This window comes from Arenimonas malthae CC-JY-1 (genome assembly GCF_000747075.1).
GTDB lineage: Bacteria > Pseudomonadota > Gammaproteobacteria > Xanthomonadales > Xanthomonadaceae > Arenimonas > Arenimonas malthae.
On the sequence record NZ_AVCH01000073.1, the window covers coordinates 1 to 23,278 of the forward strand.

General features: G+C 70.8%; 20 protein-coding genes. 16 read left to right on the forward strand and 4 right to left on the reverse strand.

Annotation, left to right across the window (positions count from 1 at the left end; all coding sequences use genetic code 11):
• The 16 genes from N790_RS04335 to N790_RS04410 form a co-directional block, all read left to right on the forward strand.
• The coding region (locus N790_RS04335; protein WP_043801248.1) for an SDR family oxidoreductase at nucleotides 1-646 on the forward strand (646 nt) is incomplete at its 5' end.
• A 10-nt stretch (nucleotides 647-656) separates the two neighbouring features.
• Nucleotides 657-941, forward strand: coding sequence for a PilZ domain-containing protein (locus N790_RS04340; RefSeq protein WP_043801250.1), 285 nt, complete (start codon nucleotides 657-659; stop codon nucleotides 939-941).
• A gap of 42 nt (nucleotides 942-983) precedes the next feature.
• Entirely contained in the window at nucleotides 984-1,799 is an 816-nt protein-coding gene (gene nei / locus N790_RS04345) for an endonuclease VIII (protein WP_043801251.1), read from the forward strand.
• Nucleotides 1,800-1,869: 70 nt separating this feature from the next.
• Nucleotides 1,870-3,315, forward strand: a complete 1,446-nt coding sequence (locus N790_RS04350) for an aldehyde dehydrogenase (protein WP_043801254.1) — start codon at nucleotides 1,870-1,872, stop codon at nucleotides 3,313-3,315.
• A 4-nt stretch (nucleotides 3,316-3,319) separates the two neighbouring features.
• Nucleotides 3,320-3,982 (forward strand): carbonate dehydratase, encoded by a 663-nt coding sequence (gene can, locus N790_RS04355; protein WP_043801256.1) that lies wholly within the window; start codon nucleotides 3,320-3,322, stop codon nucleotides 3,980-3,982.
• Nucleotides 3,979-4,410, forward strand: a complete 432-nt coding sequence (locus N790_RS04360; protein WP_043801257.1) for a RidA family protein — start codon at nucleotides 3,979-3,981, stop codon at nucleotides 4,408-4,410. The genes can and N790_RS04360 overlap by 4 nt, the downstream gene beginning before the upstream one ends.
• A 1-nt stretch (nucleotide 4,411) precedes the next feature.
• A complete protein-coding gene (locus tag N790_RS04365; RefSeq protein WP_043801259.1) occupies nucleotides 4,412-4,936 on the forward strand; it encodes a 3-hydroxyanthranilate 3,4-dioxygenase in 525 nt (174 codons plus the stop codon).
• 3 nt (nucleotides 4,937-4,939) lie between these two features.
• Complete coding sequence (locus N790_RS04370; protein WP_043801261.1) at nucleotides 4,940-5,899, forward strand: sodium-dependent bicarbonate transport family permease; 960 nt, start codon at nucleotides 4,940-4,942, stop codon at nucleotides 5,897-5,899.
• Nucleotides 5,900-5,922: 23 nt separating this feature from the next.
• A complete protein-coding gene (locus N790_RS04375) occupies nucleotides 5,923-6,930 on the forward strand; it encodes an amidohydrolase family protein (RefSeq protein ID WP_043801263.1) in 1,008 nt (335 codons plus the stop codon).
• Nucleotides 6,927-8,213 carry a kynureninase gene (gene kynU / locus N790_RS04380; RefSeq protein WP_043801266.1) on the forward strand — a complete coding sequence of 429 codons (1,287 nt, stop codon included), beginning with the start codon at nucleotides 6,927-6,929 and terminating at the stop codon, nucleotides 8,211-8,213. The genes N790_RS04375 and kynU overlap by 4 nt, the downstream gene beginning before the upstream one ends.
• Nucleotides 8,210-9,562: an FAD-dependent oxidoreductase gene (locus N790_RS04385; protein ID WP_043801269.1), complete on the forward strand. Its 1,353-nt coding sequence runs from the start codon at nucleotides 8,210-8,212 to the stop codon at nucleotides 9,560-9,562. The genes kynU and N790_RS04385 overlap by 4 nt, the downstream gene beginning before the upstream one ends.
• A complete protein-coding gene (gene sbcB, locus N790_RS04390) occupies nucleotides 9,559-10,992 on the forward strand; it encodes an exodeoxyribonuclease I (protein WP_043801271.1) in 1,434 nt (477 codons plus the stop codon). Before N790_RS04385 ends, sbcB begins: the two co-directional genes overlap by 4 nt.
• Nucleotides 10,989-11,672: a DUF2461 domain-containing protein gene (locus tag N790_RS04395; protein WP_043801274.1), complete on the forward strand. Its 684-nt coding sequence runs from the start codon at nucleotides 10,989-10,991 to the stop codon at nucleotides 11,670-11,672. The genes sbcB and N790_RS04395 overlap by 4 nt, the downstream gene beginning before the upstream one ends.
• 224 nt (nucleotides 11,673-11,896) lie before the next feature.
• Nucleotides 11,897-12,754, forward strand: a complete 858-nt coding sequence (locus N790_RS04400) for a hypothetical protein (protein WP_043801275.1) — start codon at nucleotides 11,897-11,899, stop codon at nucleotides 12,752-12,754.
• 3 nt (nucleotides 12,755-12,757) lie between these two features.
• The gene (locus N790_RS04405) at nucleotides 12,758-13,981 is read left to right on the forward strand and encodes a DUF4785 domain-containing protein (RefSeq protein ID WP_052385680.1); all 1,224 of its coding nucleotides are present in this window, start codon (nucleotides 12,758-12,760) and stop codon (nucleotides 13,979-13,981) included.
• A 77-nt stretch (nucleotides 13,982-14,058) separates the two neighbouring features.
• Nucleotides 14,059-15,204, forward strand: a complete 1,146-nt coding sequence (locus N790_RS04410; RefSeq protein WP_043801277.1) for an MFS transporter — start codon at nucleotides 14,059-14,061, stop codon at nucleotides 15,202-15,204.
• Here the strand turns inward: N790_RS04410 and N790_RS04415 are convergent.
• The 4 genes from N790_RS04415 to N790_RS04430 form a co-directional block, all read right to left on the reverse strand.
• On the reverse strand, nucleotides 15,201-16,127 hold the full coding sequence (locus tag N790_RS04415; protein WP_052385681.1) for a 5'-nucleotidase: 927 nt from the start codon (nucleotides 16,125-16,127) through the stop codon (nucleotides 15,201-15,203). The genes N790_RS04410 and N790_RS04415 overlap by 4 nt on opposite strands.
• A 43-nt stretch (nucleotides 16,128-16,170) precedes the next feature.
• Nucleotides 16,171-16,941: an NAD kinase gene (locus N790_RS04420; protein WP_211251951.1), complete on the reverse strand. Its 771-nt coding sequence runs from the start codon at nucleotides 16,939-16,941 to the stop codon at nucleotides 16,171-16,173.
• Nucleotides 16,942-17,029: 88 nt separating this feature from the next.
• Nucleotides 17,030-21,937, reverse strand: a complete 4,908-nt coding sequence (locus tag N790_RS04425; RefSeq protein ID WP_052385682.1) for an NAD-glutamate dehydrogenase — start codon at nucleotides 21,935-21,937, stop codon at nucleotides 17,030-17,032.
• Nucleotides 21,938-22,070: 133 nt separating this feature from the next.
• Nucleotides 22,071-23,231 (reverse strand): acyl-CoA dehydrogenase family protein, encoded by a 1,161-nt coding sequence (locus N790_RS04430; RefSeq protein ID WP_043801280.1) that lies wholly within the window; start codon nucleotides 23,229-23,231, stop codon nucleotides 22,071-22,073.
• Between the last annotated feature and the right edge of the window lie 47 nt (nucleotides 23,232-23,278).

Here is a 23,278-nt window from a genome sequence, read left to right on the forward strand (position 1 = left end):
CGCGGCGCTTCCGCGCGTGCACGCGGCGCAGCGGCACGGCTTCCTCGCCGCCGACGCCGCCGACACCGAGGCGCTGGGCGTGGCCGTGGCCGCCCTGTGCGCCGCGCACCCGGTGCACGTGCTGCTCAACAACACCGCCGGCCCGCCGGGCGGCCCCGCCCACCTCGCCACGCCCGAGGCCTACGCCACGGTATTCCGCCAGCACCTGCTGGCCGGACAGGTGCTGGTGCAGGCCGTTCTGCCGGGCATGCAGGCGGCGGGCTGGGGCCGCATCGTCAACGTCATTTCCACCTCGGTGAAGGAACCCATCCCGAACCTGGGCGTCTCCAACACCATCCGCGGCGCGGTGGCCAGCTGGGCCAAGACGCTGTCGGCCGAGCTGGGCCCGTTCGGCATCACCGTCAACAACGTGCTGCCCGGCTACACCCGCACCCAGCGCCTGGACCAGATCCTGGCCGAACGCGCGGCGGCCACCGGCAAGCCGGCGGAGGAGATCGCCCGCGGCATGCTGGCCACGGTGCCGGCCGGCCGCTTCGCCGAACCGTCGGAAGTGGCGGCGGCCATCGCCTTCCTGGCCTCGCCGGCCGCGACCTACGTCAACGGCGTCAACCTGCCGGTAGACGGCGGGCGGACGAAGTCGCTCTGAGCGCCCGGGCATGAGCGAACACCGCTTCGCGCCGCGCGTGCCCTTCGCCGCCCGCGTCCTGGTCATCCGCGGCGACGACGCCTGGCTGGGCGAGGTGGTCGACCTTTCCGAAGGCGGCTGCGGCCTGTTCCGCCCGGAGGGCTGCGTGCTGGACGTGGCGGACGTGGTGCAGCTGGTGTTCTTCGAGGAGCCCGGCCCGGCCGTGCTGGTGGGCGCCCGCGTGGCGCGCCGGCAGGGCGGCACGCTGGGCTTCGAGTACCACGAGCCGCAGCAGGTGCCGCCGGTCCGCCGCTAAGCGCACACGCGCCCTGCACGGCCGCCGCGCCAGGCTTGCGACATGCCCGAAGGTCCCGAAATCCGCCGCGCCGCCGACCGACTCGCCGAGGCCGTGGTCGGCCGGCCCCTGGCCGCCGCCTGGTTCCACTTCCCCGCGCTCAAGCCGCACCAGAAGGGTCTGGTGGGCCGCACGATCACGGCCATCGAACCGCACGGCAAGGCCCTGCTCACCCACTTCGACCACGGCCTGAGCCTGTATTCGCACAACCAGCTCTACGGCGTGTGGAAGATCGCCGCGGCAGGCGAACGCCCCGTCGAAGGCGCGCGTTCGCTGCGGGTGGCGCTGGAAACCGACGAGCGCGCCATCCTGCTGTATTCGGCCTCGGACGTGGCCCTGTGGAAGACCGCCGAGCTGGCGCGCCACCCCTTCCTGGCCAAGCTCGGCCCCGACGTGCTCGATGCCACGCTCACCGCCGCCGCCGTGGCCAAACGCCTGCAGGACCCGCGCTTCGCCGGGCATTCGCTGGTGGCGCTGCTGCTCGACCAGGCCTTCCTGGCCGGCATGGGCAACTACCTGCGCTCGGAGGTGCTGTTCGTGGCCGGCATCGCCCCGGAGCGGCGGCCTTCGGAGCTCGGCGCGGCCGAACGCAAGCGGCTGGCCAAGGCCCTGCTCGACGTACCCCGCGCCAGCTACCGCACCCGCGGCATCGAACCCGCCGCGGGCATGAAGAGCGACTACCTCACCGACACGCCCGCCGGCTTCCGCTTCCAGGTCTTCGACCGCGAGGGCGAACCCTGCCCGCGCTGCGGCGACGTGGTGGTGCGGCAGGAACTCGGCAGCCGGCGCCTGTACTGGTGCCGGAATTGCCAGCGCTGAGCCTTCGCGCCCGGGCCCTCCCGCTTCCCGACCTGTCCGTACGGAGGTGCGCGCGGGTAAGCTTGCGCCCATGAGCCTGCGACTGAGCCACCTGATCGGCGGTGACGCCCGCTCCGCCTCCGGCGGCGGCTGTCTGGAGGTCTTCGAACCCGCCACCGGCCAGCCCTGGGCGCAGTGCCCCGACGGCACCGCGGACGACGTGGACGCCGCCGTGGCCGCCGCCAAGGCCGCCTTCCCCGCCTGGTCGAACCTGCCCGCCGCCGAGCGCGCCGCCTGGATGAACCGCCTGGCCGACGCCCTGGAAGCGCGCCTGGACGATTTCGCCGCCGCCGAATCCCGCGACGTCGGCAAGCCGCTGTCCCTGGCCCGCAACCTCGACATCCCGCGCGCCGTCACCAACCTGCGCTTCTTCGCCGCGGCCGCCACCCAGTTCGCCAGCGAATCGCACGCCGCGCCCGGCGTGGTGCACTACACCCTGCGCCAGCCGCTGGGCGTGGTGGCCTGCATCAGCCCCTGGAACCTGCCGCTCTACCTGTTCACCTGGAAGTTCGCGCCTGCGCTGGCCGCCGGCAACACCGTGGTCGGCAAGCCGTCGGAAGTGACGCCGGTGACGGCCTGGATGCTGGGCGAACTGGCCCGCGAGATCGGCTTCCCCGCCGGCGTGTTCAACATCGTGCAGGGCCACGGCGCCCGCGTCGGCCAGGCGCTCGTGGACCACCCGGGCGTCAAGGCCGTCAGCTTCACCGGCAGCACCGCGGTGGGCACGCGCATCGCCGAAAGCTGCGCGCGTTCGCTGAAGAAGGTGTCGCTGGAGCTGGGCGGCAAGAACCCCACCCTGGTGTTCGCCGACGCCCCGCGCGAAAAACTGCTCGACACCGTGCAGCGCTCGGCCTTCCTGAACTCCGGGCAGATCTGCCTGTGCGGCTCGCGCATCCTGGTCGAGCGCGCGTATTACGACGAATTCCGCGACGCCCTGGTGGCGCGCGCCCGCGCCCTGGTGGTGGGCGACCCCACCGACCCGGCCACCCAGGTCGGCCCGGTGGTCTCGAAGCCGCACTTCGACAAGGTGATGGGCTGCATCGAACTCGCCCGCGCCGAAGGCGGCCGCGTGCTTTGCGGCGGCGAGGCGGTGAAACCCGCGGGCCGCTGCGCCGACGGCTGGTTCGTCGCGCCCACCGTCATCGAAGGCCTGGGCCCGCAGTGCCGCACCAACACCGAGGAAATCTTCGGCCCCGTGGTCACGCTGCAGCCCTTCGACACCGACGAGGAAGCGCTGGCGCTGGCCAACGCCGCGCCCTACGGCCTGGCCGCCAGCGTCTGGACCGGGAACCTGGGCCGCGCGCACCGCCTCGCCGGCGCCATCGAGGCCGGCGTGGTCTGGGTCAACACCTGGATGAACCGCGACCTGCGCACGCCCTTCGGCGGCGTGAAGCAGTCCGGCATCGGCCGCGAGGGTGGCCAGGAAGCCATGCGCTTCTTCACCGAGGCCAAGAACGTCACCATCGACCTGGGATGAACCGATGCCCCTGAAGGAACTGCTCGACAAGAACCGGGAATGGGCGGCGAAAGTGCGCGCCGAGGACCCGCAGTTCTTCAAGCGGCTGTCGCAGCTGCAGTCGCCCAAGTACCTGTGGATCGGCTGCTCGGATTCGCGCGTGCCGGCCAACCAGATCACCGGCCTGCAGCCGGGCGAAGTGTTCGTGCACCGCAACGTCGCCAACGTGGTCGTGCACACCGACCTCAACTGCCTGAGCACCATCCAGTTCGCCGTCGACGTGCTCAAGGTCGAACACATCCTGGTGGTGGGCCACTACGGCTGCGGCGGCGTGCATGCCGCGCTCACCGGCACCCGCGTGGGCCTGGCCGACAACTGGCTGTGCCACGTCGGCGACGTGGCCCGCAAGCATGCGCCGATGCTGGCCGAGGTCGAATTCGAATCACTGCGGCACGCACGCCTTTGCGAGCTGAACGTGGTCGAGCAGGTGGTGAACGTCTGCCAGACCACCATCGTGCAGGACGCCTGGGCGCGCGGCCAGAAGCTGAGCGTGCACGCCTGGGTGTATTCCCTGCTCGACGGCCGCGTGCGCGAGCTGGGCATGGGCGTGGATTCGCCCGAGGAACTGCCGCAGGCCTACGACCTGGCCATGACCCACATCCGCGGCAAGCTCAAGGACGAAGCATGAGCGACATCATCCGCACCGACACCGCGCCGCGCCCGGTGGGCCTGTACCCGCATGCCCGCCGCGTCGGCCAGCTGCTGTTCCTGTCCGGCATCGGCCCGCGCACGCCGGGCAGCAACGCCATCCCCGGCAACGTCTACAACGCCGCCGGCCGGCTGATCGACTACGACATCGTCACCCAGTGCCATTCGGTGTTCGCCAACGTGCGCGCCGTGCTCGAGGCCAGCCAGTGCCGCTGGGACTGGCTGGTGGACGTCACCGTCTACCTCACCGACATGCAGCGCGATTTCCAGGCCTACAATGCCGTCTGGGCCGAGTATTTCCCCGACATCAACAAGGCGCCCTGCCGCACCACGCTGGGCATCACCGCCCTGCCCACGCCGATCGCGATCGAACTGAAATGCGTGGCGGCTTTCCCGGAGGCCCGCTGACATGCTCACCCCCGCCTTCAACCTGCAGCAGTGGATCGACGAACACCGGCACCTGCTCAAGCCGCCGGTCGGCAACAAGTGCATCGTCGACGGCGACTTCATCGTGATGGTCGTCGGCGGCCCGAACGAGCGCACCGACTTCCACGTCGAGGAAGGCCCCGAGTTCTTCCACCAGCTCGAGGGCGAGATGGTGCTGAAGGTGCAGGAAGGCGGCAAGGTGCGCGACATCCCCATCAAGGCGGGCGAAGTCTTTTACCTGCCGCCCTGCGTGCCGCATTCGCCGCAGCGGATGGCGGGCGGCATCGGCCTGGTGATCGAGCGCAAGCGCCGCGCCGGCGAGAAGGACGGCCTGCTCTGGTACTGCGAGGACTGCAACCACCCGCTCTATTCCGAGTACTTCGAGCTGGTGGACATCGAGAACCAGTTCCACGCCGTGTTCGACCGTTTCTACCGTTCGCGCGAGCACCGCACCTGCAAGGCCTGCGGCCACGTGAACCCGGCGCCCGCGAAGTACGACGCGGGCTGAGCCATGTCGATCGCGACCGAACTTCTGGCCGCCAACCTGCTCTCCCCCGTGGTCCTGGCCTTCGGCCTGGGCCTGGTGGCGCGCACGCTGCGCAGCGACCTGGAAATCCCGCCGGCCATCCAGGCCTACCTGTCGCTGTTCCTGCTGCTGGCCATTGGCCTCAAGGGCGGAGTGGCCCTGCGCCAGGACCCGCCCGACAACCTGGCCCTGCTGCTGGCCGTGACCGTGCTGGCCGGCGTGGCCACGGCCGCCTCGGCCTACCTGGTCGCCCGGGCCTGGCTGCGCGACGTGCCCCTGCAGGCCGGCGCGTTGGCCGCGCACTACGGCTCGGTGTCGGCGGTCACCTTCATCGCCGCGCAGCAGTTCGTGGAACGCACCGGCGGCCAGCCGGTGGAAGTGCTGGTGGCCCTGGTGGTGGCGCTGGAAATCCCGGCCATCCTGCTCGGCATCGGCCTGGCCCGCGGCGGCGGGCGGCCGAGCTGGCCGCAGGTGCGCGAAGTGCTCACGGGCCGCACCGCGGTGCTGCTGCTGGGCGGCCTGGCCATCGGCGCCATCGCCGGAAAGTCGGGCGTGCAGGCGGTGGACGCCATGTACTTCCAGCTGTTCCAGGGCATGCTCATGCTGTTCATGCTCGACATGGGCCTGGTGGCCGCCGGCCAGCTGCGCCAGCTGGGCCGCGGCATGGGCCGGCTGCTGGTGTACGCCACGGCGCTGCCCATCGTGCACGGCCTGGCCGGCGTGGGCATCGGCCACGCGCTCGGGTTGGGCCAGGCGGGCGCCACGGTGTTCGGCGCCATGCTCGCCAGCGCGTCCTACATCGCCGCGCCGGCCTCGGTGCGGGCCTCGTTGCCCGAAGCCGACACCGGCCGCTGCATCACCGCCGCGCTGGGCCTGACCTTCCCCTTCAACCTGGCGCTGGGCATTCCTGCCTACGCGGCCTTCGCGGGCTGGCTGGGCGCCTGAGCGGCGCGGGCTAGAATGGCGCCATGCTCAAGATCGACACCCACGCGCACTACCTGCCCCGCACCTGGCCGAACCTGGCCGAGAAGTACGGCGACGCCCGCTTCCCGGTGATCCACCACGAGGACGGCCGGGCGCGCATCTACAAGGACGGCAAGTTCTTCCGCGAAATCTGGTCCAAGACCTGGGACCCGCGCGAACGCATCGCCGACTACGCCAAGTTCGGCGTGCAGGTGCAGGTGATCAGCACGGTGCCGGTGATGTTCAGCTACTGGGCCAAGGCGCAGCATGCGCTGGAGCTGCACCAGGCGCTCAACGACCACATGGCCGAGGCCTGCCGCGAACACCGCCGCCACTACGCCGGCATCGGCACGGTGCCCATGCAGTCGCCGCGCCTGGCCATCCAGGAGCTCGAGCGATGCATGGAGCAGCTGGGCCTGCAGGGCGTGCAGATCGGTTCGCACATCGGCGAATGGAACCTCGACGCGCCCGAATTGCAGCCCTTCTTCGAGGCCGCGCAGGACCTGGGCGCGGCCATCCTGGTGCACCCCTGGGACATGATGGGCGCCGAGTCCATGCCCAAGTACTGGATGCCCTGGCTGGTGGGCATGCCGGCCGAACAGAGCCGCGCCGCCTGCGCGCTGATCTTCGGCGGCGTGCTCGAACGCTTCCCGCGCCTGAAAGTCTGCCTGGCCCACGGCGGCGGCAGCTTCCCCTACACCATCGGCCGCATCGAACACGGCTTCAACATGCGCCCCGACCTGGTGGCCACCGACAACCCGCACAACCCGCGCAAGTACCTCGACCAGCTGTATTTCGACAGCTGGGTCGCGGACAACCGCGCCCTGCGCTACCTGCTCGACACCGTCGGCGTGCCGCGGGTGATGCTGGGCACCGACTACCCCTTCCCGCTGGGCGAACAGGAACCGGGCGCCGGCATCGCCGCGCTGGGCCTGCCGCCCGCCGACGAGGCCAGGCTCTACCACGGCACCGCGCTGGAATGGCTCGGCCTGCCCCACGCGAGGTTCGAATGAGCGAGCACTTGCACCAGGTCCCGGCCGAAGCCCTGGACGCCGCCGACCCGCTGCGCCACTTCCGCGACCAGTTCCTGCTGCCGCGCCACGGCGACGGCGAGCAGGCCTATTTCTGCGGCAATTCGCTTGGCCTGCAGCCGCGCGGCGTGCGCGACGCGCTGCTGCAGGAGCTCGACGACTGGGCCGCGCTGGGCGTGGAGGCGCATTTCCACGGCCGCCACCCGTGGATGCCCTACCATAACGAGGTGCGCGACGGCCTGGCGCACATCGCCGGCGCCCTGCCCTCGGAAGTGGTGGCGATGAACTCGCTCACCGCCAACCTGCACCTGCTGATGGTGAGCTTCTACCGGCCCACGGCCGAGCGCCCCGCCATCCTGATCGAAGCCGGTGCGTTTCCCTCGGACCGCCACGCGGTGGCCACGCAGATCCGTTTCCACGGCTTCGACCCGGCCCGCGACCTGATCGAGCTCGAGCCCGACGAACCCAACGGCACCATTTCGCTGGCCGCCATCGACCGCGTGCTGGGCGAACACGGGCACCGCATCGCGCTGGTGCTGTGGCCGGGCGTGCAGTACCGCACCGGCCAGGCCTTCGACCTGGCGGCCATCACCCGGCTGGCGCACGCGCGCGGCTGCCGGGTGGGTTTCGACCTGGCCCACGCGGCCGGCAACCTGCCGCTGGCCCTGCACGACAGCGGCGCCGATTTCGCCGCCTGGTGCAGCTACAAGTACCTCAACGCCGGCCCCGGCGCGGTGGCCGGCGCCTTCGTGCACGAACGCCACGCCCGCGCCGACCTGCCGCGTTTCGCCGGCTGGTGGGGCCACGACCAGGCCACGCGCTTCAAGATGGGCCCCGAGTTCGTGCCCACGCCCGGCGCCGACGGCTGGCAGCTGAGCAACCCGCCAATCCTGGCGCTGGCGCCGCTGCGGGTGTCGCTGGAACTGTTCGGCCGCGCCGGCCTGCCGGCGCTGCGCGAGAAATCGGAAAAGCTCACCGCCTACCTCGAGGCGCTGGTGCGGGCGCGCCTGCCCGACGTGCTCGACATCGTCACGCCGGCCGAACCCGAGCGCCGCGGCTGCCAACTCTCGCTGCGCGTGCGCGGCGGCCGCGACCAGGGCCGCGCCCTGTTCGAACACCTGGTGGCCCAGGGCATCGTCGGCGACTGGCGCGAACCCGACGTGATCCGCATTTCGCCGGTGCCGCTGTACAACCAGTTCGCCGACGTCCGCCGTTTCATCGCCGCGGTCGAGGCCTGGGCCGCGCCCGCCGGAGCCGTGGCATGAAGCCGCAAGGTTCGCTCAGCCTGGTCGGCGCCGGCCTCGCCGGTGCCCTGCTCGCCACCCTGCTGGCCCGCCGCGGCTGGTCGGTGGACGTGTTCGAAAAACGCCCCGACCCGCGCTCGCGCGGCTACGAGGGCGGCCGCTCGATCAACCTGGCGCTGGCCGAACGGGGCCTGCACGCGCTGCGCCTGGCCGGCCTGCAGGACGCGGTGATGGCGCAGGCGGTGATGATGCGCGGCCGCATGGTGCACCCGCTGGGTGGCCAGTCGCAGCTGCTGCGCTACGGCCGCGACGACAGCGAGGTGATCTGGTCGGTGCACCGCGGCCGGCTCAACATCGCCATGCTCGACGCCGCCGAAGCCGCCGGCGCGCGCCTGCACTTCAACCAGCGGCTGGAAAGCGTCGATTTCGACGCCCGCCGCGCCCGCTTCACCAACGACCACGACCGCGTGCACCGCGAGCACGACTTCGCCGTGCTGCTGGGCTGCGACGGCGCCGGCTCCGGCCTGCGCGCGGCCATGGCGCCGCACGTGGCGCTGGGCGAATCCTTCGAACCGCTGGGCCATGGCTACAAGGAGCTGGAAATCCCGCCGGCGGCCGACGGCGGTTTCCGCATCGAGGGCAACGCCCTGCACATCTGGCCGCGCGGCGGCTACATGTGCATCGCCCTGCCCAACACCGAGCGCACCTTCACGGTCACGCTGTTCCTGCCCAACGAGGGCGAACCCAGCTTCGCCACCCTGCCCGACCTCCAGGCCGCACGCGCCTTCTTCGAGCGCGACTTCGCCGACGCGCTGCCGCTGATCACCGATTTCGACGCCGACTGGACCAACAACCCCACCGGTGGCTTGGGTACGCTGCGGCTTCGGAACTGGCGCCTGGGCGACCGCGCCGTGCTGCTGGGCGACGCCGCCCACGCCATGGTGCCCTTCCACGGCCAGGGCATGAACTGCGCCTTCGAGGACTGCGTGGCGCTCGACCGCCACATCGGCGAAGCCGCCGATTTCGGCGCCGCGTTCGAAGCCTTCGAGGCCGAGCGCCGGCCCAACGCCGAGGCCATCCAGGCCATGGCGCTGGAGAACTACATCGAGATGCGCGACCGCGTGGACGACGCCGATTTCCTGCTGCAGCGCGCGCTGGAGCGGGTGCTGGCCGACCGCCACCCGGGCCGCTTCGTGCCGCGTTATTCGATGGTCAGCTTCCTGCGCACGCCCTACGCCACCGCCTTCGAGCGCGGCAAGGTGCAGCGCGAGATCCTGGTGCAGGCCACGCGCGGCCTGGCGCGCCTGGACGAAGTGGACCTGGCCGCCGCCGACGCCGCGGTGCTCGCGCGCCTGGCGCCGCTGGAATGACGCCCAGCCTGCTCTGGTACGACCTGGAAACCTTCGGCCGCGACCCGCGCCGTTCCCGCATCGCGCAGTTCGCCGCCATCCGCACCGACCTCGACCTCAACCCGATCGGCGAGCCCACCAGCCTGTTCTGCCAGCCGGCGCTCGACCTGCTGCCCTCGCCCGGCGCCACGATGATCACCGGCATCACGCCCCAGCGCGCCCTGGCCGAAGGCTTGCGCGAGGCGGAGTTCATGGCCCGCGTGCACGAAGAACTCAGCCAGCCGGGCACCTGCGCCGTGGGCTACAACTCGATCCGCTTCGACGACGAGTTCGTGCGCTTCGGCCTGTACCGCAACTTCCACGACGCCTACGAGCGCGAATGGCGCAACGGCAATTCGCGCTGGGACCTGCTGGACGTGCTGCGCCTGGCCGAGGCGCTTCGCCCCGAGGGCCTGGCATGGCCCAGGCGCGAGGACGGCGCGCCCAGCTTCAAGCTCGAACACCTGGCCGAAGCCAACGGCGTGCGCGAAGGCGACGCCCACGAGGCGCTGAGCGACGTGCGCGCCCTGATCGGCCTGGCGCGAAAGTTCAAGGCGGCCCAGCCGCGCCTGTGGGACTACGCCTTCGCCCTGCGCGACAAGCGCAAGGTGGGCGCGCTGCTCGACGTGGCGAACATGACGCCGCTGCTGCACATCTCCTCGCGCTACCCGGCCAGCCGCCACTGCGCGGCCCTGGTGGCGCCGGTCGCCCGGCACCCGCGCATCGAATCGCGGGTGATCGTCTGCGGGCTGGACGAGGACCCGGCGCGCTGGAGCGCGCTTGCGCCCGACGAGATCGCCGACCGCCTCTACACCCCGGCCGCCGAGCTGCCCGAAGGCGAATCGCGCATCCCGCTCAAGGAAGTGCACACCAACAAGTGCCCGGTGCTGCTGCCGCTGGCGCACCTGCGCGAGGCCGATTTCGAACGCCTTGGCATCGACCGCGAGGCCTGCCTGGCCAATGCCGCCGCCCTGCGCGAAACGCCGGGCCTGGCCGAACGCGTGCGCCAGGTGTTCGCCGCCGAACCCGCGCGCGAGCCGGCCGACGCCGACGCGGCGCTGTACGACGGTTTCCCGTCGGACGCCGACAAGCGCCTGTTCCCGCGCGTGCGCAGCGCGTCGCCGGCCGAGCTGGACAGCTACGGCCCGCGCTTCGACGACCCGCGCTTCGCCGAGCTGCTGTTCCGCTACAAGGCGCGCAACTGGCCCGAAGCCCTGTCGGCCGACGAGCGCACGCGCTGGGACGACTACCGCCGGACTCGCCTGTCCGGCACCACGCTGAGCGAATACGACTTCACGACGTATTACGCCGAAATCGCCACGCTGCGCGCGGCCAACGAACCCGGCCCCCGGCAAGCCTGGCTGGACGCCCTGGAAGCCTGGGGGCGCGACCTGGAGCGAACCCTGGCATGAGCGCCTACTTCAGCGACAAGACCTTCAAGTTCCTGCGCGCCCTGGCGCGCCACAACGGCCGCGAGTGGTTCAACGAACATCGCGGCGAGTACGAGCAGCACCTCAAGGAACCCTTCCAGCGCCTGATCGCCGACCTGGCGCCGGACCTGCTGGCGATCAGCCCGCACTACCGCGCCGACCCGCGCGGCACCGGCGGCTCGCTGTTCCGCATCAACCGCGACACCCGCTTCTCGAACGACAAGACGCCCTACAAGACCTGGGGCGGCGCCCGTTTTTTCCACGCCCGCAGCAAGCAGGTGCCGGCGCCCTCGTTCTACCTGCACGTGCAGCCGGGCAACTGTTTCCTGGGCGCCGGCATCTGGCACCCCGAGCCGCCGGTGCAGCGGCGCATCCGCGAGTTCCTGGCCGACAACCCGGCCGGCTGGCAGAAGGCGGTGCAGGCGCCCGCGTTCAAGCGCCGCTACGAGATGTGGGGCGAATCGCTGGTGCGGCCGCCGCGCGGTTTCCCCGCCGACCATCCGCTCATCGAGGACATCAAGCGCAAGGACTTCACCGCCGGCGAAGCCCTGGACGACGCCACCGTGCTCGGACCGCGGCTGCGGCAGCAGGTGGTGGCCGGCTTCACCGGCCTGGCGCCGCTGGTGGACTACCTGTGCGCGGCGCTCGACCTCGAGTTCTGACAGCGCAACCCTACCAATCCGGGCACCCCGACAGCGCACCTGTACCCGGTTCAGCCTGAACGGCCATACGCTGCCGCATTGCAGCATCGAAATGTGTTGACCATCACGCTTCAGGGCGGGCATGGTCGCTCCCCATACGCCGGCGCAGGGGAGCGCCGGTTTCCACCGGACGTGGCGACGCAAGGACGGGGACACCGCGTTACGCATCGAATTCCTGGGGAGGGATCGTGCGCTATCTACTCTTGGCTGCCCTGGCGGCCGCTTCAAGCGTGTGCAACGCGAACACCGGCGTGGCCTTCGTGCACGGCACGGGCAAGCAGACCAACGCCACCGCCGACTACTGGACGTCCACCTTCGTCAACAACGTGCGCGGCGGCCTGCCGAACCCGGCGAACTACGTCGTCATCAACTGCGACTTCACCAAGTACATGTGGGACAGCGCGGCCGCCGGCTGCCTGGCCGGCCAGCTGACGACCTTCATCAACGGCAAGGGCATCACCCGCCTGATCGTGATCACCCACAGCAACGGCGGCAACGTCATGCGCTGGATCATGAGCAACCCGACCTGGGACAGCCGCTACCCCAACATCATCGCGAAGACGGTGAGGGTGAACGCGCTGGCGCCGTCCTCGGCGGGCACGCCGCTCGCCGACGCCGTGATCAACGGCAACGTGTTCGAAGGCGCGCTGGGCTGGCTGCTCGGCTACCAGAACGACGCCGTGCGCATGCAGCAGACCAGCTGGATGGCCAGCTACAACGCCAACTACCTCTACGGCACCAGCGGCCGCCCGGCCCTGCCCAAGGCCTTCCGCAGCGTCGTGGGCACCGACGTGGACTCGGCGATCTGGGATTCCGACAGCTACTGCGGCGGCTACGCCGAGAACGTGGGCCTCGAGACCACGCAGAACTGGCTCAATTCCTGCTCCGACGGCTTCCTCAACTGCTCCAGCCAGTCGGCCGCCGGCAGCGTGTGGTTCCAGGACAAGGCGCGCATGCGCGGATCCGAACCGCTGAGCCACAACCAGAGCCGTCGCGCCTGCTTCGGCCTCGACACCATCCTGCGCACGGACATGGGGAGCTGAGCCATGAAAAAGACCCTGATGTCCTGCCTGGTGGGCCTGGCCCTGGCCTCCACCGCCAACGCCGGCAGCCTCTTGCCGCCCGGCGCCAACGACCAGTCGCCCACGCGCCTGGTGGCCGCGCCCCTGCCCGCCGGTGAGTTCGAACGCCAGCCGGTGTCCTTCGCCTGGGCGCTCGACCCGAAGGCCGCGCTGGAAACCCCGGCGCCCTTCCTGGCCGAAAGCCGCGAATACTGGGCCGTGGTCGAAGCCGGCGAAATGAAGGCCGGTGTCGCCATCGACACCACCGCGCCCGGAGCGCTCATCCGCATCAGCCCGGTGGCCATGGAGAAATCCGGCGCCGTCGAGCCGGCGGAGCTGCGCGTGTTCAAGGATGGCCGTCTGATCGACGAGCCGCGTTCGTTCCAGCAGCGCGCCAACGCCAAGCAACTGCAGGAAGCCGGCATGGACGTGCCGGACGGTTCGGCCATCGTGCAGCTCGACGAGCGGCTCGGCCAGGGCCGCTTCCAGCTGCAGATGCCCAAGGCCGGCGGCCGCTACCTGGTGCATGTGTACGAGCCCAACAGCGACGTCGTGCTCAAGGCCCAGGCCCAGCGCGGCCGCCTGCTGGCGGGCGACGTGGTCGAAGTCGCGGCCCAGCTGCGCCAGGGCGAAGCGAAGGTCGGCGGTGGCCAGATGGAAGGCCAGCTGGTCTCGCCCTCGGGCCAGGCCTACCCGCTGGTGTTCGCCGGTGAAAAGGCCACGGCCCGGCTGCCGCTCGACGCCGACCCGGCGCCGGGCCTGTGGGAAGTGCAGCTGTTCGCCGGCGGCCAGGCCGCGGGTGGCCTGGTGCAGCGCGACGCCCGCACCGCCATCGAAGTCAGCCGCCCCACCGCCAAGCTGGGCGGCGGCTACGCCTTCGAGCCTGCGGCGCTACGCTTCAGCCTGCCGGTGCAGGTGGCGGCCCCGGGCCGCTACGAAGTGCGCGCCACCCTGTTCGCCACCGGGCCCTCGGGCCTGGCCGAGCCGGTGGCGGTGGCGCACTCGGCCAACTGGCTCGACCCGGGCCAGCGCAAGCTCGACCTGGCCTTCGGCCCGGACAAGCTGCCGGCCGGCTACGGCGCGCCCTACGAGTTGCGTTTCCTGGAGCTCAAGGACCAGGCGCGCATGGGCACGCTCGACACCCGTGAGATCGCCCTGCGCGAGGCGGGCCGCCCGGCCCCGGTGCGCGAGCGCCGGCAGGAGCGGTAGTTCCGGCCGCCGGCCAAACCGGCGATGATGGAGAGGCCGGGCCTTCGGGTCCGGCCTTTCTTTTTCGGCCCGACCCGATGGATCCTTCGCTGCGCCGCTACGCGGTTTTCTATTTCTTCTACTACGCCGCGCTGGGCGCCTACACGCCCTACATCGGCCGCTGGGTGGACGCGCTGGGGCACGGCGGTTTCGTGGTCGGCGGCATGCTGGGGCTGTGGTATGGCACGCGCATCGTCGCGCCGCCGGCCTGGGCGGCGCTCACCGGCCGCAGCGCGCGGCCGGGCGAATGGTTCTTCGCCGGCTGCGTGGCCACGCTGCTGTGTTTCGCCGGCTTCCTGTTCACCCACCAGGCCTGGGCGCTGCTGGCGGTGATGGCGGCCTTCGGGCTGTTCTACAACGCGGTGATGCCGCAGTTCGAAGCGATGACGCTGACCGCGCTGGGGCCGCGGCCCGAGCTGTACGGCCGGCTGCGCGTCTGGGGCTCGATCGGCTTCCTGTTCGTGGCCGGCAGCTACGGCGCGCTGATGGACCGGGTCGGCGACGCCTGGTTCCCGTGGCTGGTGCTGCCGCTGTTCGCGGGCATGGTGGCCGCCGCCTGGCCGCACCGCGGCGACAGGCCACCGGAAGCCGCGCCCGGCGTGGCCGACGCCGGGCACCTGTTCAAGCGCCCCGGCGTGCGCCGCTTCCTGCTGGTGGCGCTGCTGATGCAGGTGGGCTTCGGGCCGTTCTACGTGTTCTACACCCTGCACCTGCAGGCGGCCGGGCATTCGGGCGCGGCCATCGGCGCGCTGTGGGCCATCGGCGTGCTGATCGAGATCGCCATGTTCTGGCAGGCCCCGCGGCTGATCACGCGCTTCGGCGCCGGGCCGCTGCTGATGGCCTGCCTGGGCGTGACGGTGCTGCGCTGGGCGCTGGTGGCGGCGTTCGCGGAATCGTTCACGCTGATGGCGCTGGCCCAGGCCACGCATGCACTGAGCTTCGCCACCTTCCACGCCTGCTGCATGCGGCTGATTTCCGACTATTTCCCGGGCCGGCGCGCGGCGGCCGGCCAGAGCCTGCTCTACGGCTTCAGTTCCGGCGTGGGCGGCGTGCTGGGCGCGGGTCTGGCCGCGCTGGCCTGGGAAAGCGCCGGCGGCGGCCCGCTGGCCTTCGCGCTGGGCGCGCTGGTGACGGCGCTGGCCTGGGGCGTTTACGCGCTGCGGCGGCCGGTGCCGGCCGCCTAGGCTTCGTTGGTGACGCCGTAGGGCACGTGGCCGGTGGCGACGTGGCGGCGGGCGTTTTCGACGTTGTGGCGGGAGTCGTCGAAGAAGATGTCGGCGCCGAAGGTTTCCAGGAACGGGCCCTTGTCGCGGCCGCCCAGGAACATGGCTTCGTCCAGCCGCACGCCCCACTCGCGCAGGGTGAGGATGACGCGTTCGTGCGCGGGCGCCGAACGCGCCGTGACCAGGGCCGTGCGCAGCGGCGAGGCCTCGCCCGGCGGGAAGGCCTGCTGCAGTTCGTGCAGCGCGGCCAGGAAACCGCGGAAGGGCCCGCCCGAGAGCGGTTCGCCGGCGCGGCTGGCTTCGTTGTGGTGGAAGGCGGCCAGGCCATCCTGCTGCGAGACGCGCTCGGATTCGTCGCCGAAGATCACCGCGTCGCCGTCGAAGGCGATGCGCAGCTGGTCGTGGCGGTGCTCCGGCGCCTTCGACGGCAGGATGGTGGCCGCGGCCACGCCGTGTTCGAGCGCGCTGCGCACCGAATCCGGGTTGGCCGACAGGAACAGCTGGGCGCCGAAGGGCCGGATGTAGGGCCAGACCTCGGCGCCGCTGGTGAACACCGCGCGCACGATGCCCAGGCCGTAGTGGCGGATGGAATTGAAGATGCGCAGGCCGGTGTCGGAAGAGTTGCGCGAGAGCAGCACCACTTCCACCCGCGGCGTTTCCGGCGGCGCGCCGGCGTTGAGCGCCAGCAGCTTCTGCACCAGCGGGAAGGCGATGCCGGGCGCCAGCACTTCCTTTTCCCGGCTGCGCTGGAACTCGGCGTAGGCCTCCAGGCCGCTGGACTGGAACAGCGCGTGGCTGTCCTCGAGGTCGAACAGCGCGCGGGCGGTGATGGCCACCACCAGGCGCTGGGCGGGCGTTTCAGGGGGCTGGGAGAGCGGGCTCATGGCGGCATTATGGCCGTTCGCAGTCTCACCGGGCGCGACGCGCCTAGGTGGTGAACTGCTCGTTGAGGATGCGTTCCTCGAGGTTGTGCTCGGGGTCGAACAGCAGGGTGACGGTGCGTTCGGTGGCCTCGCGCACCTCGATCTCGGCGACGTCGCGCACCTCGTGCGAATCGGCGGTGGCGCTGACGGGGCGCTTGTGGCCGTCGAGCACCTCGATGCGCACCACGGTGTCGGAACGCAGCAGCGCGCCGCGCCAGCGCCGGGGCCGGAACGCCGCGATGGGCGTCAGCGCCACCACCTGCGAGCCCAGCGGCAGGATCGGGCCGTGGGCGGAGAAATTGTAGGCCGTGCTTCCGGCCGGGGTGGCCACCAGCACGCCGTCGCAGACGAGTTCCTCGAGCCGCACCTGGCCGTTGAGCGAGATGCGCAGGTGCGCGGTCTGCCGAGTCTGCCGCAGCATCGAGACTTCGTTGTAGGCCAGCAGGCGCACGGTGGCGCCGGATTCGCTGGTGGCGGCCATTTCCAGCGGCTTGAGCACCGCGGCTTCGGCCGCATGCAGGCGCTCGACCAGGCTTTCGGGCCGGTGCTGGTTCATCAGGAAACCCACGGTGCCCAGCTTCATGCCGTACACCGGTTTTCCCAGCGCGCCGTGGCGGTGCAGCGTGTGCAGCATGAAGCCGTCGCCGCCGAGCACGCAGAGCACGTCGGCCTCTTCCGGGGCGTGGTCACCGAAGACCTTGGCGAAACCCTGTCTGGCCGCCTGGGCCTCGGGCGTCGAACTGGCGAGGAAGGCGATGCGCGGCTGGGCAGGCAGGCTCATGGCCGGGAGCATAACGCAGGCTTGCCGGGAATCGCATGCGGGGCCGGGGCCTGGTGGCCCCGACCCCGGCTGCCGCGGGCGATCAGCGGGCGCCGGCGGCAACCACCTGGGCCAGGCGGCGCACGGCCACCGACAGCGTCGGGTAGTCGAGGCCGCGCAGGTTGCGCATGTCGGCCAGCATCGCCAGCGTCACCTTGAGCACGGTGTCGTCGCGCTCGAGCCACTGGTCCACGCGCGCCTGCGGTTTCGCGCCGCGGCCGCCGAAGGCCAGCACCTGGCCCACCAGCGCCCGCTGCTGGGACTGCAGTTCGTCGCGCAGCACGCCGCGGGCCTGGGCATGCCAGCGGCCCTCCACCGGCAGCGCCTCCACGGCATCCATCAGCCACTTGGTGTGCAGCGCGTCGGACAGGCTGAAGTAGGTCGCCGCGACTTCCGCCACCGGCAGGCCCTGCTCCGTCGCCACTTCGACGATGTCCAGCGCATAAGCCAGGAACGGCAGGCTGGCGAAGGCGCTGGCCAGGTCCTCCGGGAAACCACGCTCGCGCCAGGCGGCCAGGTCGGCCACCAGCTGGGCGCGGGCGTCGGCCGGCAGCACCTCGGCCAGCGAACGGCGCAGCTCGGCCACGCCGCCGGCGTAACGCTCGACCTTCTCGGCGATGTTGAGCGACTCGCCCGGGCGGTTGAGCAGCCAGCGCGTGAGGTTGCGCTGCAGGTGCCAGATGCTGCCCAGGGCCTCGAGCTGGGCGTCCTCGCCCACCTTCAGGTCCAGCGCGTCGATGCCGGCCCACAGCGCGCGGGCGTCGAGCACCTCGCGGCTGATGGTGAAGGCCTTGGCGATCTGCGCCGCCGACTGGCCGGTGTCTTCCTGCATGCGCAGCAGGAAGGTGGCGCCCATGCGGTTGACGGTGGAGTTGGTGACCGCGGTGGCGATGATCTCGCGGCGCAGGCGATGGTTCTCCATGTCGGCCGCGAAGCGCTCCTGCAGCGCGTTCGGGAAGTAGCGCACCAGCTCCTTGGAGAGGTACGGGTCTTCCGGCACGTCGGAATCGAGCATCTGGTTGAACACCACGATCTTGTCGTAGCTCAGCAGCACCGACAGCTCGGGGCGGGTGAGGCCCTGGCCGCGCGCCTTGCGCTCGTTGAGTTCGGCGTCGCTGGGCAGGAACTCGATGGCGCGGTCCAGCAGGCCCTGGCCCTCGAGCACGCGGATGAAGTGGCCGAACGAGCCCAGGCGGGCCACGCTCATGTTCTCCATCAGGCTGATGGCCTGGTTCTGGCGGTAGTTGTCGTTGAGCACCAGTTCGGCGACCTCGTCGGTCATGCTCGCCAACAGCTCGTTGCGCTGCGGGGTGCTGAGCTCGCCGCGCAGCACCGGGGCCGAGAGCAGGATCTTGATGTTCACCTCGTGGTCGGAGGTGTCCACGCCGGCCGAGTTGTCGATGAAGTCGGTGTTCACCAGCACGCCGTTCATGGCGGCCTCGATGCGGCCGCGCTGGGTGAAGCCCAGGTTGCCGCCCTCGCCCACCGCCTTGCAGCGCAGCTCGTTGCCGTTCACGCGCAGGCCGTTGTTGGCGCGGTCGCCGGCGTCGGCGTGGCTCTCGGTGGAGGCCTTGACGTAGGTGCCGATGCCGCCGTTCCAGAGCAGGTCGACCGGCGCCTTGAGGATGGCGTTCATCAGCTCCATCGGGCTCAGCTGCTCGACGCCCTCGGCCAGGCCCAGGGCCTCGCGCACCTGCGGCGTGATGGCGATGGACTTGAGCGAACGCGCGTACACGCCGCCGCCTTCGGAAATGAGCGACTTGTCGTAGTCCTCCCAGCTCGAGCGCGGCACCTTGAACAAACGCTCGCGCTCGGCGTAGCTGCGCGCCGAATCCGGGTTCGGGTCGAGGAAGATGTGGCGGTGGTCGAACGCGGCCACCAGGCGGATGTGCTTCGACAGCAGCATGCCGTTGCCGAACACGTCGCCCGACATGTCGCCGATGCCCACGCAGGTGAAGTCCTGGCTCTGGGAATCGATGCCCAGCGCGCGGAAGTGGCGCTTCACCGACTCCCAGGCGCCCTTGGCGGTGATGCCCATGCCCTTGTGGTCGTAGCCCACCGAGCCGCCCGAGGCGAAGGCGTCGCCCAGCCAGAAGCCGTGCTCGGCCGAGATGCCGTTGGCGATGTCGGAGAAGGTGGCGGTGCCCTTGTCGGCCGCGACCACCAGGTAGGGGTCGTCGCCGTCGTGGCGCACCACGTCCTGCGGGTGCACCACCTGGCCGTCGACCAGGTTGTCGGTGATGTCGAGCAGGCCGTTGATGAAACGCTTGTAGCAGGCGATGCCCTCGGCCAGCTGGGCGTCGCGGTCGCCGCCCACCGGCGGGCGCTTGACCACGAAGCCACCCTTGGAACCCACGGGCACGATGACGGTGTTCTTCACCATCTGCGCCTTCACCAGGCCCAGCACCTCGGTGCGGAAGTCCTCGCGGCGGTCGGACCAGCGCAGGCCGCCGCGCGCCACCGGGCCGAAGCGCAGGTGCACGCCCTCGACGTAGGGCGAGTAGACGAAGATCTCGCGGTAAGGCACCGGCTTGGGCAGCTCGGGCACGCGCGAGGGATCGAACTTGAAGGAGATGTAGTCGCGGAAGGAGCCGTTCCGGCGCTGGTAGAAGTTCGTGCGCAGCGTGGCCTTGACCAGCGCCATGTAGCGGCGAAGGATGCGGTCGTCGTCGATGCTGCTGACGAGGGTGTCGAGCAGGATCTCCAGCGCGTCGGTGATGGCGTCGGCCTGGGCGTCGCGGTCGAGCGCGCGGGCGGAGGCCACCTCCTGCGGGATGGTGTCGAGCGCGGCGCGGCGCTCCTTCGGCAGCAGCCAGGCGATCTGGTCGTGCAGGGCCTGCTGGCCGGCGGCGTCGAGCGGGGTCTCGCGGCCCGGCTCGAAGCGCGCGGCGAACAGCTCGTACAGCAGGCGCGCGATCACCGGGTAGCGCTGCAGCGTCTCTTCCATGTACGGCTGGGAGAACGGGATGCCGGTCTGCAGCGCGTACTTGGTGTAACCGCGCAGCATGGCGATGTCGCGCCATTCCAGGCGGGCGCTGAGCAGCAGCTGGTTGAAGCCGTCGTTCTCCGCTTCACCGCCCCAGATGGCCGCGAAGGCCTCCTGGAACGGCACGCGGGCGGCTTCCACGTCCACTTCGCCGCGGGCCTCGACCTCGAAGTCCTGCAGCGAGATGCGGCCGTCCTCGGCGTCGATCACGTACGGGTGCTCGGTGAGCACGCGCAGGCCGAGGTTCTCCATCACCGGCAGCACGTCGGACAGGGCCACGTCCTCGGCGCGGCGCAGCAGCTTCAGGCGCAGCTGCTCGCCGGCGCGGGCGAAGGTGATGCGCTGGTCGCCCTCGGCGGCCAGGCGCGAGGCTTCCAGCACGTCGCCGGCGGCGGCTTCGGGCGTCACCGCCTCGAGGTAGCCGGCGGGCAGCGCGCGGCCGTAGCGCTGGGCGAGGCGCAGGCCCTGCTCCTCGCCGTGCTCGCGCACCAGGATCTCGCGCAGCTCGTCGTGCCAGTCGCGCACGATGCGCGCCAGCTCGGCCTCCAGCGCCGCCTGGTCGAACTCGACCACAGCGCCGGCCTTCGGGCGGATCACCAGGTGCAGCTGGGCCAGCGGCGATTCGCCGATCTGCACGGCGTGGTCGAGCCGCTCGCCCTGCAGCGCCTGCATCAGCAGCGCTTCGATGCGGTGGCGGATGCCGGTGTTGAAGCGGTCGCGCGGGATGTAGACCAGCGCGGAGAAGTAGCGGCCGTAGCGGTCGCGGCGCAGGAACAGGCGGGTGCGGGCGCGTTCCTGCAGGCCCAGGATGCCCATCGCGGTGCGCTGCAGTTCCTCGGTGCTGGACTGGAACAGCTCCTCGCGCGGCAGCGTTTCCAGGATGTGGCGCAGGGCCTTGCCGCTGTGGCTGTTGAGGGCCAGGCCGGAGGCCTTCATCACCGACTCGTGGCGCTCGCGCACCAGCGGGATTTCCCACGGACGGCGGTTGTAGGCGCTGGAGGTGTACAGGCCGAGGAAACGTTGCTCGCGCACGGCGCGGCCGGTTTCGTCGAACTGCAGCACGCCGATGTAGTCCATGTAACCCGGGCGGTGCACGGTGGCGCGGGCATTGGTCTTGGTCAGGATCAGCGGGTCGAGCGAGGCGCCCGGCGGCAGGTCGGCCGCGGCCAGGCCGGTGACCGGGCGCGCCTGCGCCTGGCTGTCCTTGCCCTTGAGCAGGCCCAGGCCGGTGCCGGCCACGGCCCGCAGTTCGCGGCCCACCACCTCGTACTCGCGGTAACCGAGGAAGGTGAAGTGGTTGTCGGCCGCCCAGCGCAGGAAGGCCTGCGTCTCGGCGCGCGTGGCGGCGTCCACCGGCAGCTGCCGGGTGTCGAATTCATCGGCGATGCGCAGCATGGCCTCGCGCATCGGCTGCCAGTCGGCCACGGCGGCGCGCACGTCGGCCAGCGCGGCCAGGATGGTCTTCTCGATCTCGGCCATCGCGCCGGAGTCGGCCTGGCGGTCGATCTCCAGGTACATCAGCGACTCGGCCGCGCCCTCGCCCACCGCCCGCAGCACGCCGGCGGCGTCGCGGCGAACCGGCATCACCGGGTGCGCGATCTGGTGCAGCGTGATGTTGAACTGCGACAGCGCCATGCGCACCGAGTCCACCAGGAAGGGCATGTCGTCGTTGACGATGCGCACCGCGGTGTGGGTGCTCTCGAAACCGTCGGAGGCCAGGGACGGGTTGATCACCTCGATCTTCGGCGTGCCCGCGCCGCGCTGGCGCGTGAACGCCAGGAAGGACACCGCGATCGCGGCCCAGTCGGCGGCCGGCCGCGACAGCAGCTCGTCCTCCGGGACCCGCGCGAAGAAGCTTCGGGCGAACGTCTCCAGCAGGGCCTTCTCGGGGGCGGACGAACCGGCCGGAAGGGCGGCGACGATGGCGTCGAGGGTCTCGGCGGATGCCAGGGCGTGGGCGTTCATTGCTGCGTTCTCGCAGGACGTGGATAAAGTCTGAAATTGTAGCCCCCGCCCCGCCCCGCGGCCAGCCAGCGCGGCCGCAAAAAAGAAGCCCCGCTTCAGCGGGGCTTCGGATACGCCGGGGTACGGGTTCGGCTCAGCGCAGGCCGGTCTCGTTGCGGGCGATGACCAGGCGCTGGATTTCGCTGGTGCCCTCGTAGATCTCGGTGATCTTGGCATCGCGGAAATAGCGCTCGAGCGGCATTTCCTTCGAATAACCCATGCCGCCGTGGATCTGCAGCGCCTGGTGGGTGATGAACATCGCCGCCTCGGACGCGGTGAGCTTGGCCACCGACGCCTCGGTGCTGAAGCGGCCGCCGGTCTTGTCGGCCTCGGCCTTGGCCCAGGCCGCGCGCAGGGTGAGGATTTCGGCCGCGTCGAGGCGGCACTTCATGTCGGCGATCTTGGCCTGGATCATCTGGAACGAGCCGATCGGCTGGCCGAAGCTCTTGCGCTCCTTCACGTAGGCGACGGCCGCCTTGTACGCGGCCTTGGCAAGGCCCACGGCCTGCGAGGCGATGCCGATGCGGCCGGCGTCGAGCACGCCCATGGCGATCTTGAAGCCCTCGCCTTCCTGGCCCACCACTTCGTCGGCCGTGGCCACGTAGTCCTGGAATTCGATTTCGCAGGTGGCCGAGGCGCGGATGCCGAGCTTGGGCTCGGTCTTGCCGCGGTGGAAGCCCGGCTTGGCGGTGTCGACCATGAAGGCCGTGATGCCCTTGGCGCCCTTGGACGGGTCGGTGACGGCGAACAGGATGATGTACTTGGCGACCGGGCCGGAGGTGATCCAGCTCTTCTTGCCGTTGATCACGAAGCTGCCGTCGGCCTGTTTCACCGCCTTGCAGCGCATGGCCGTGGCGTCGGAGCCCGACTGCGGCTCGGTCAGCGCGAAGGCGCCGATTTCCTTGCCCTCGGCGATCGCGCGCACGTACTTCTGCTTCTGCGCCTCGGTGCCGAACTTGAGGATGCCGTTGCAGAACAGCGAGTTGTTGACCGAAACGATGGTCGAGTGGGCGCAATCGGCCTCGGCGATCTCGATCATGGCCAGCACGTAGCTGATCGGGTCCATGCCGGCGCCGCCGTATTCGGCCGGCACCTCGATGCCCATCAGGCCGTTCTCGCCGAGGGTGCGGATGTTCTCGAGCGGGAATTCGCCGGTCTGGTCATGGTGCTCGGCGCTCGGCGCGATCTTCTCCTGCGCGATGCGGCGGGCCACGTCCTGGATCATCAGCTGTTCTTCGGTGAATCGGAAATCCACGGGGCACCCTCAAGGTTCAGTACGGGGAAGTACGCGATTGTAGCGTC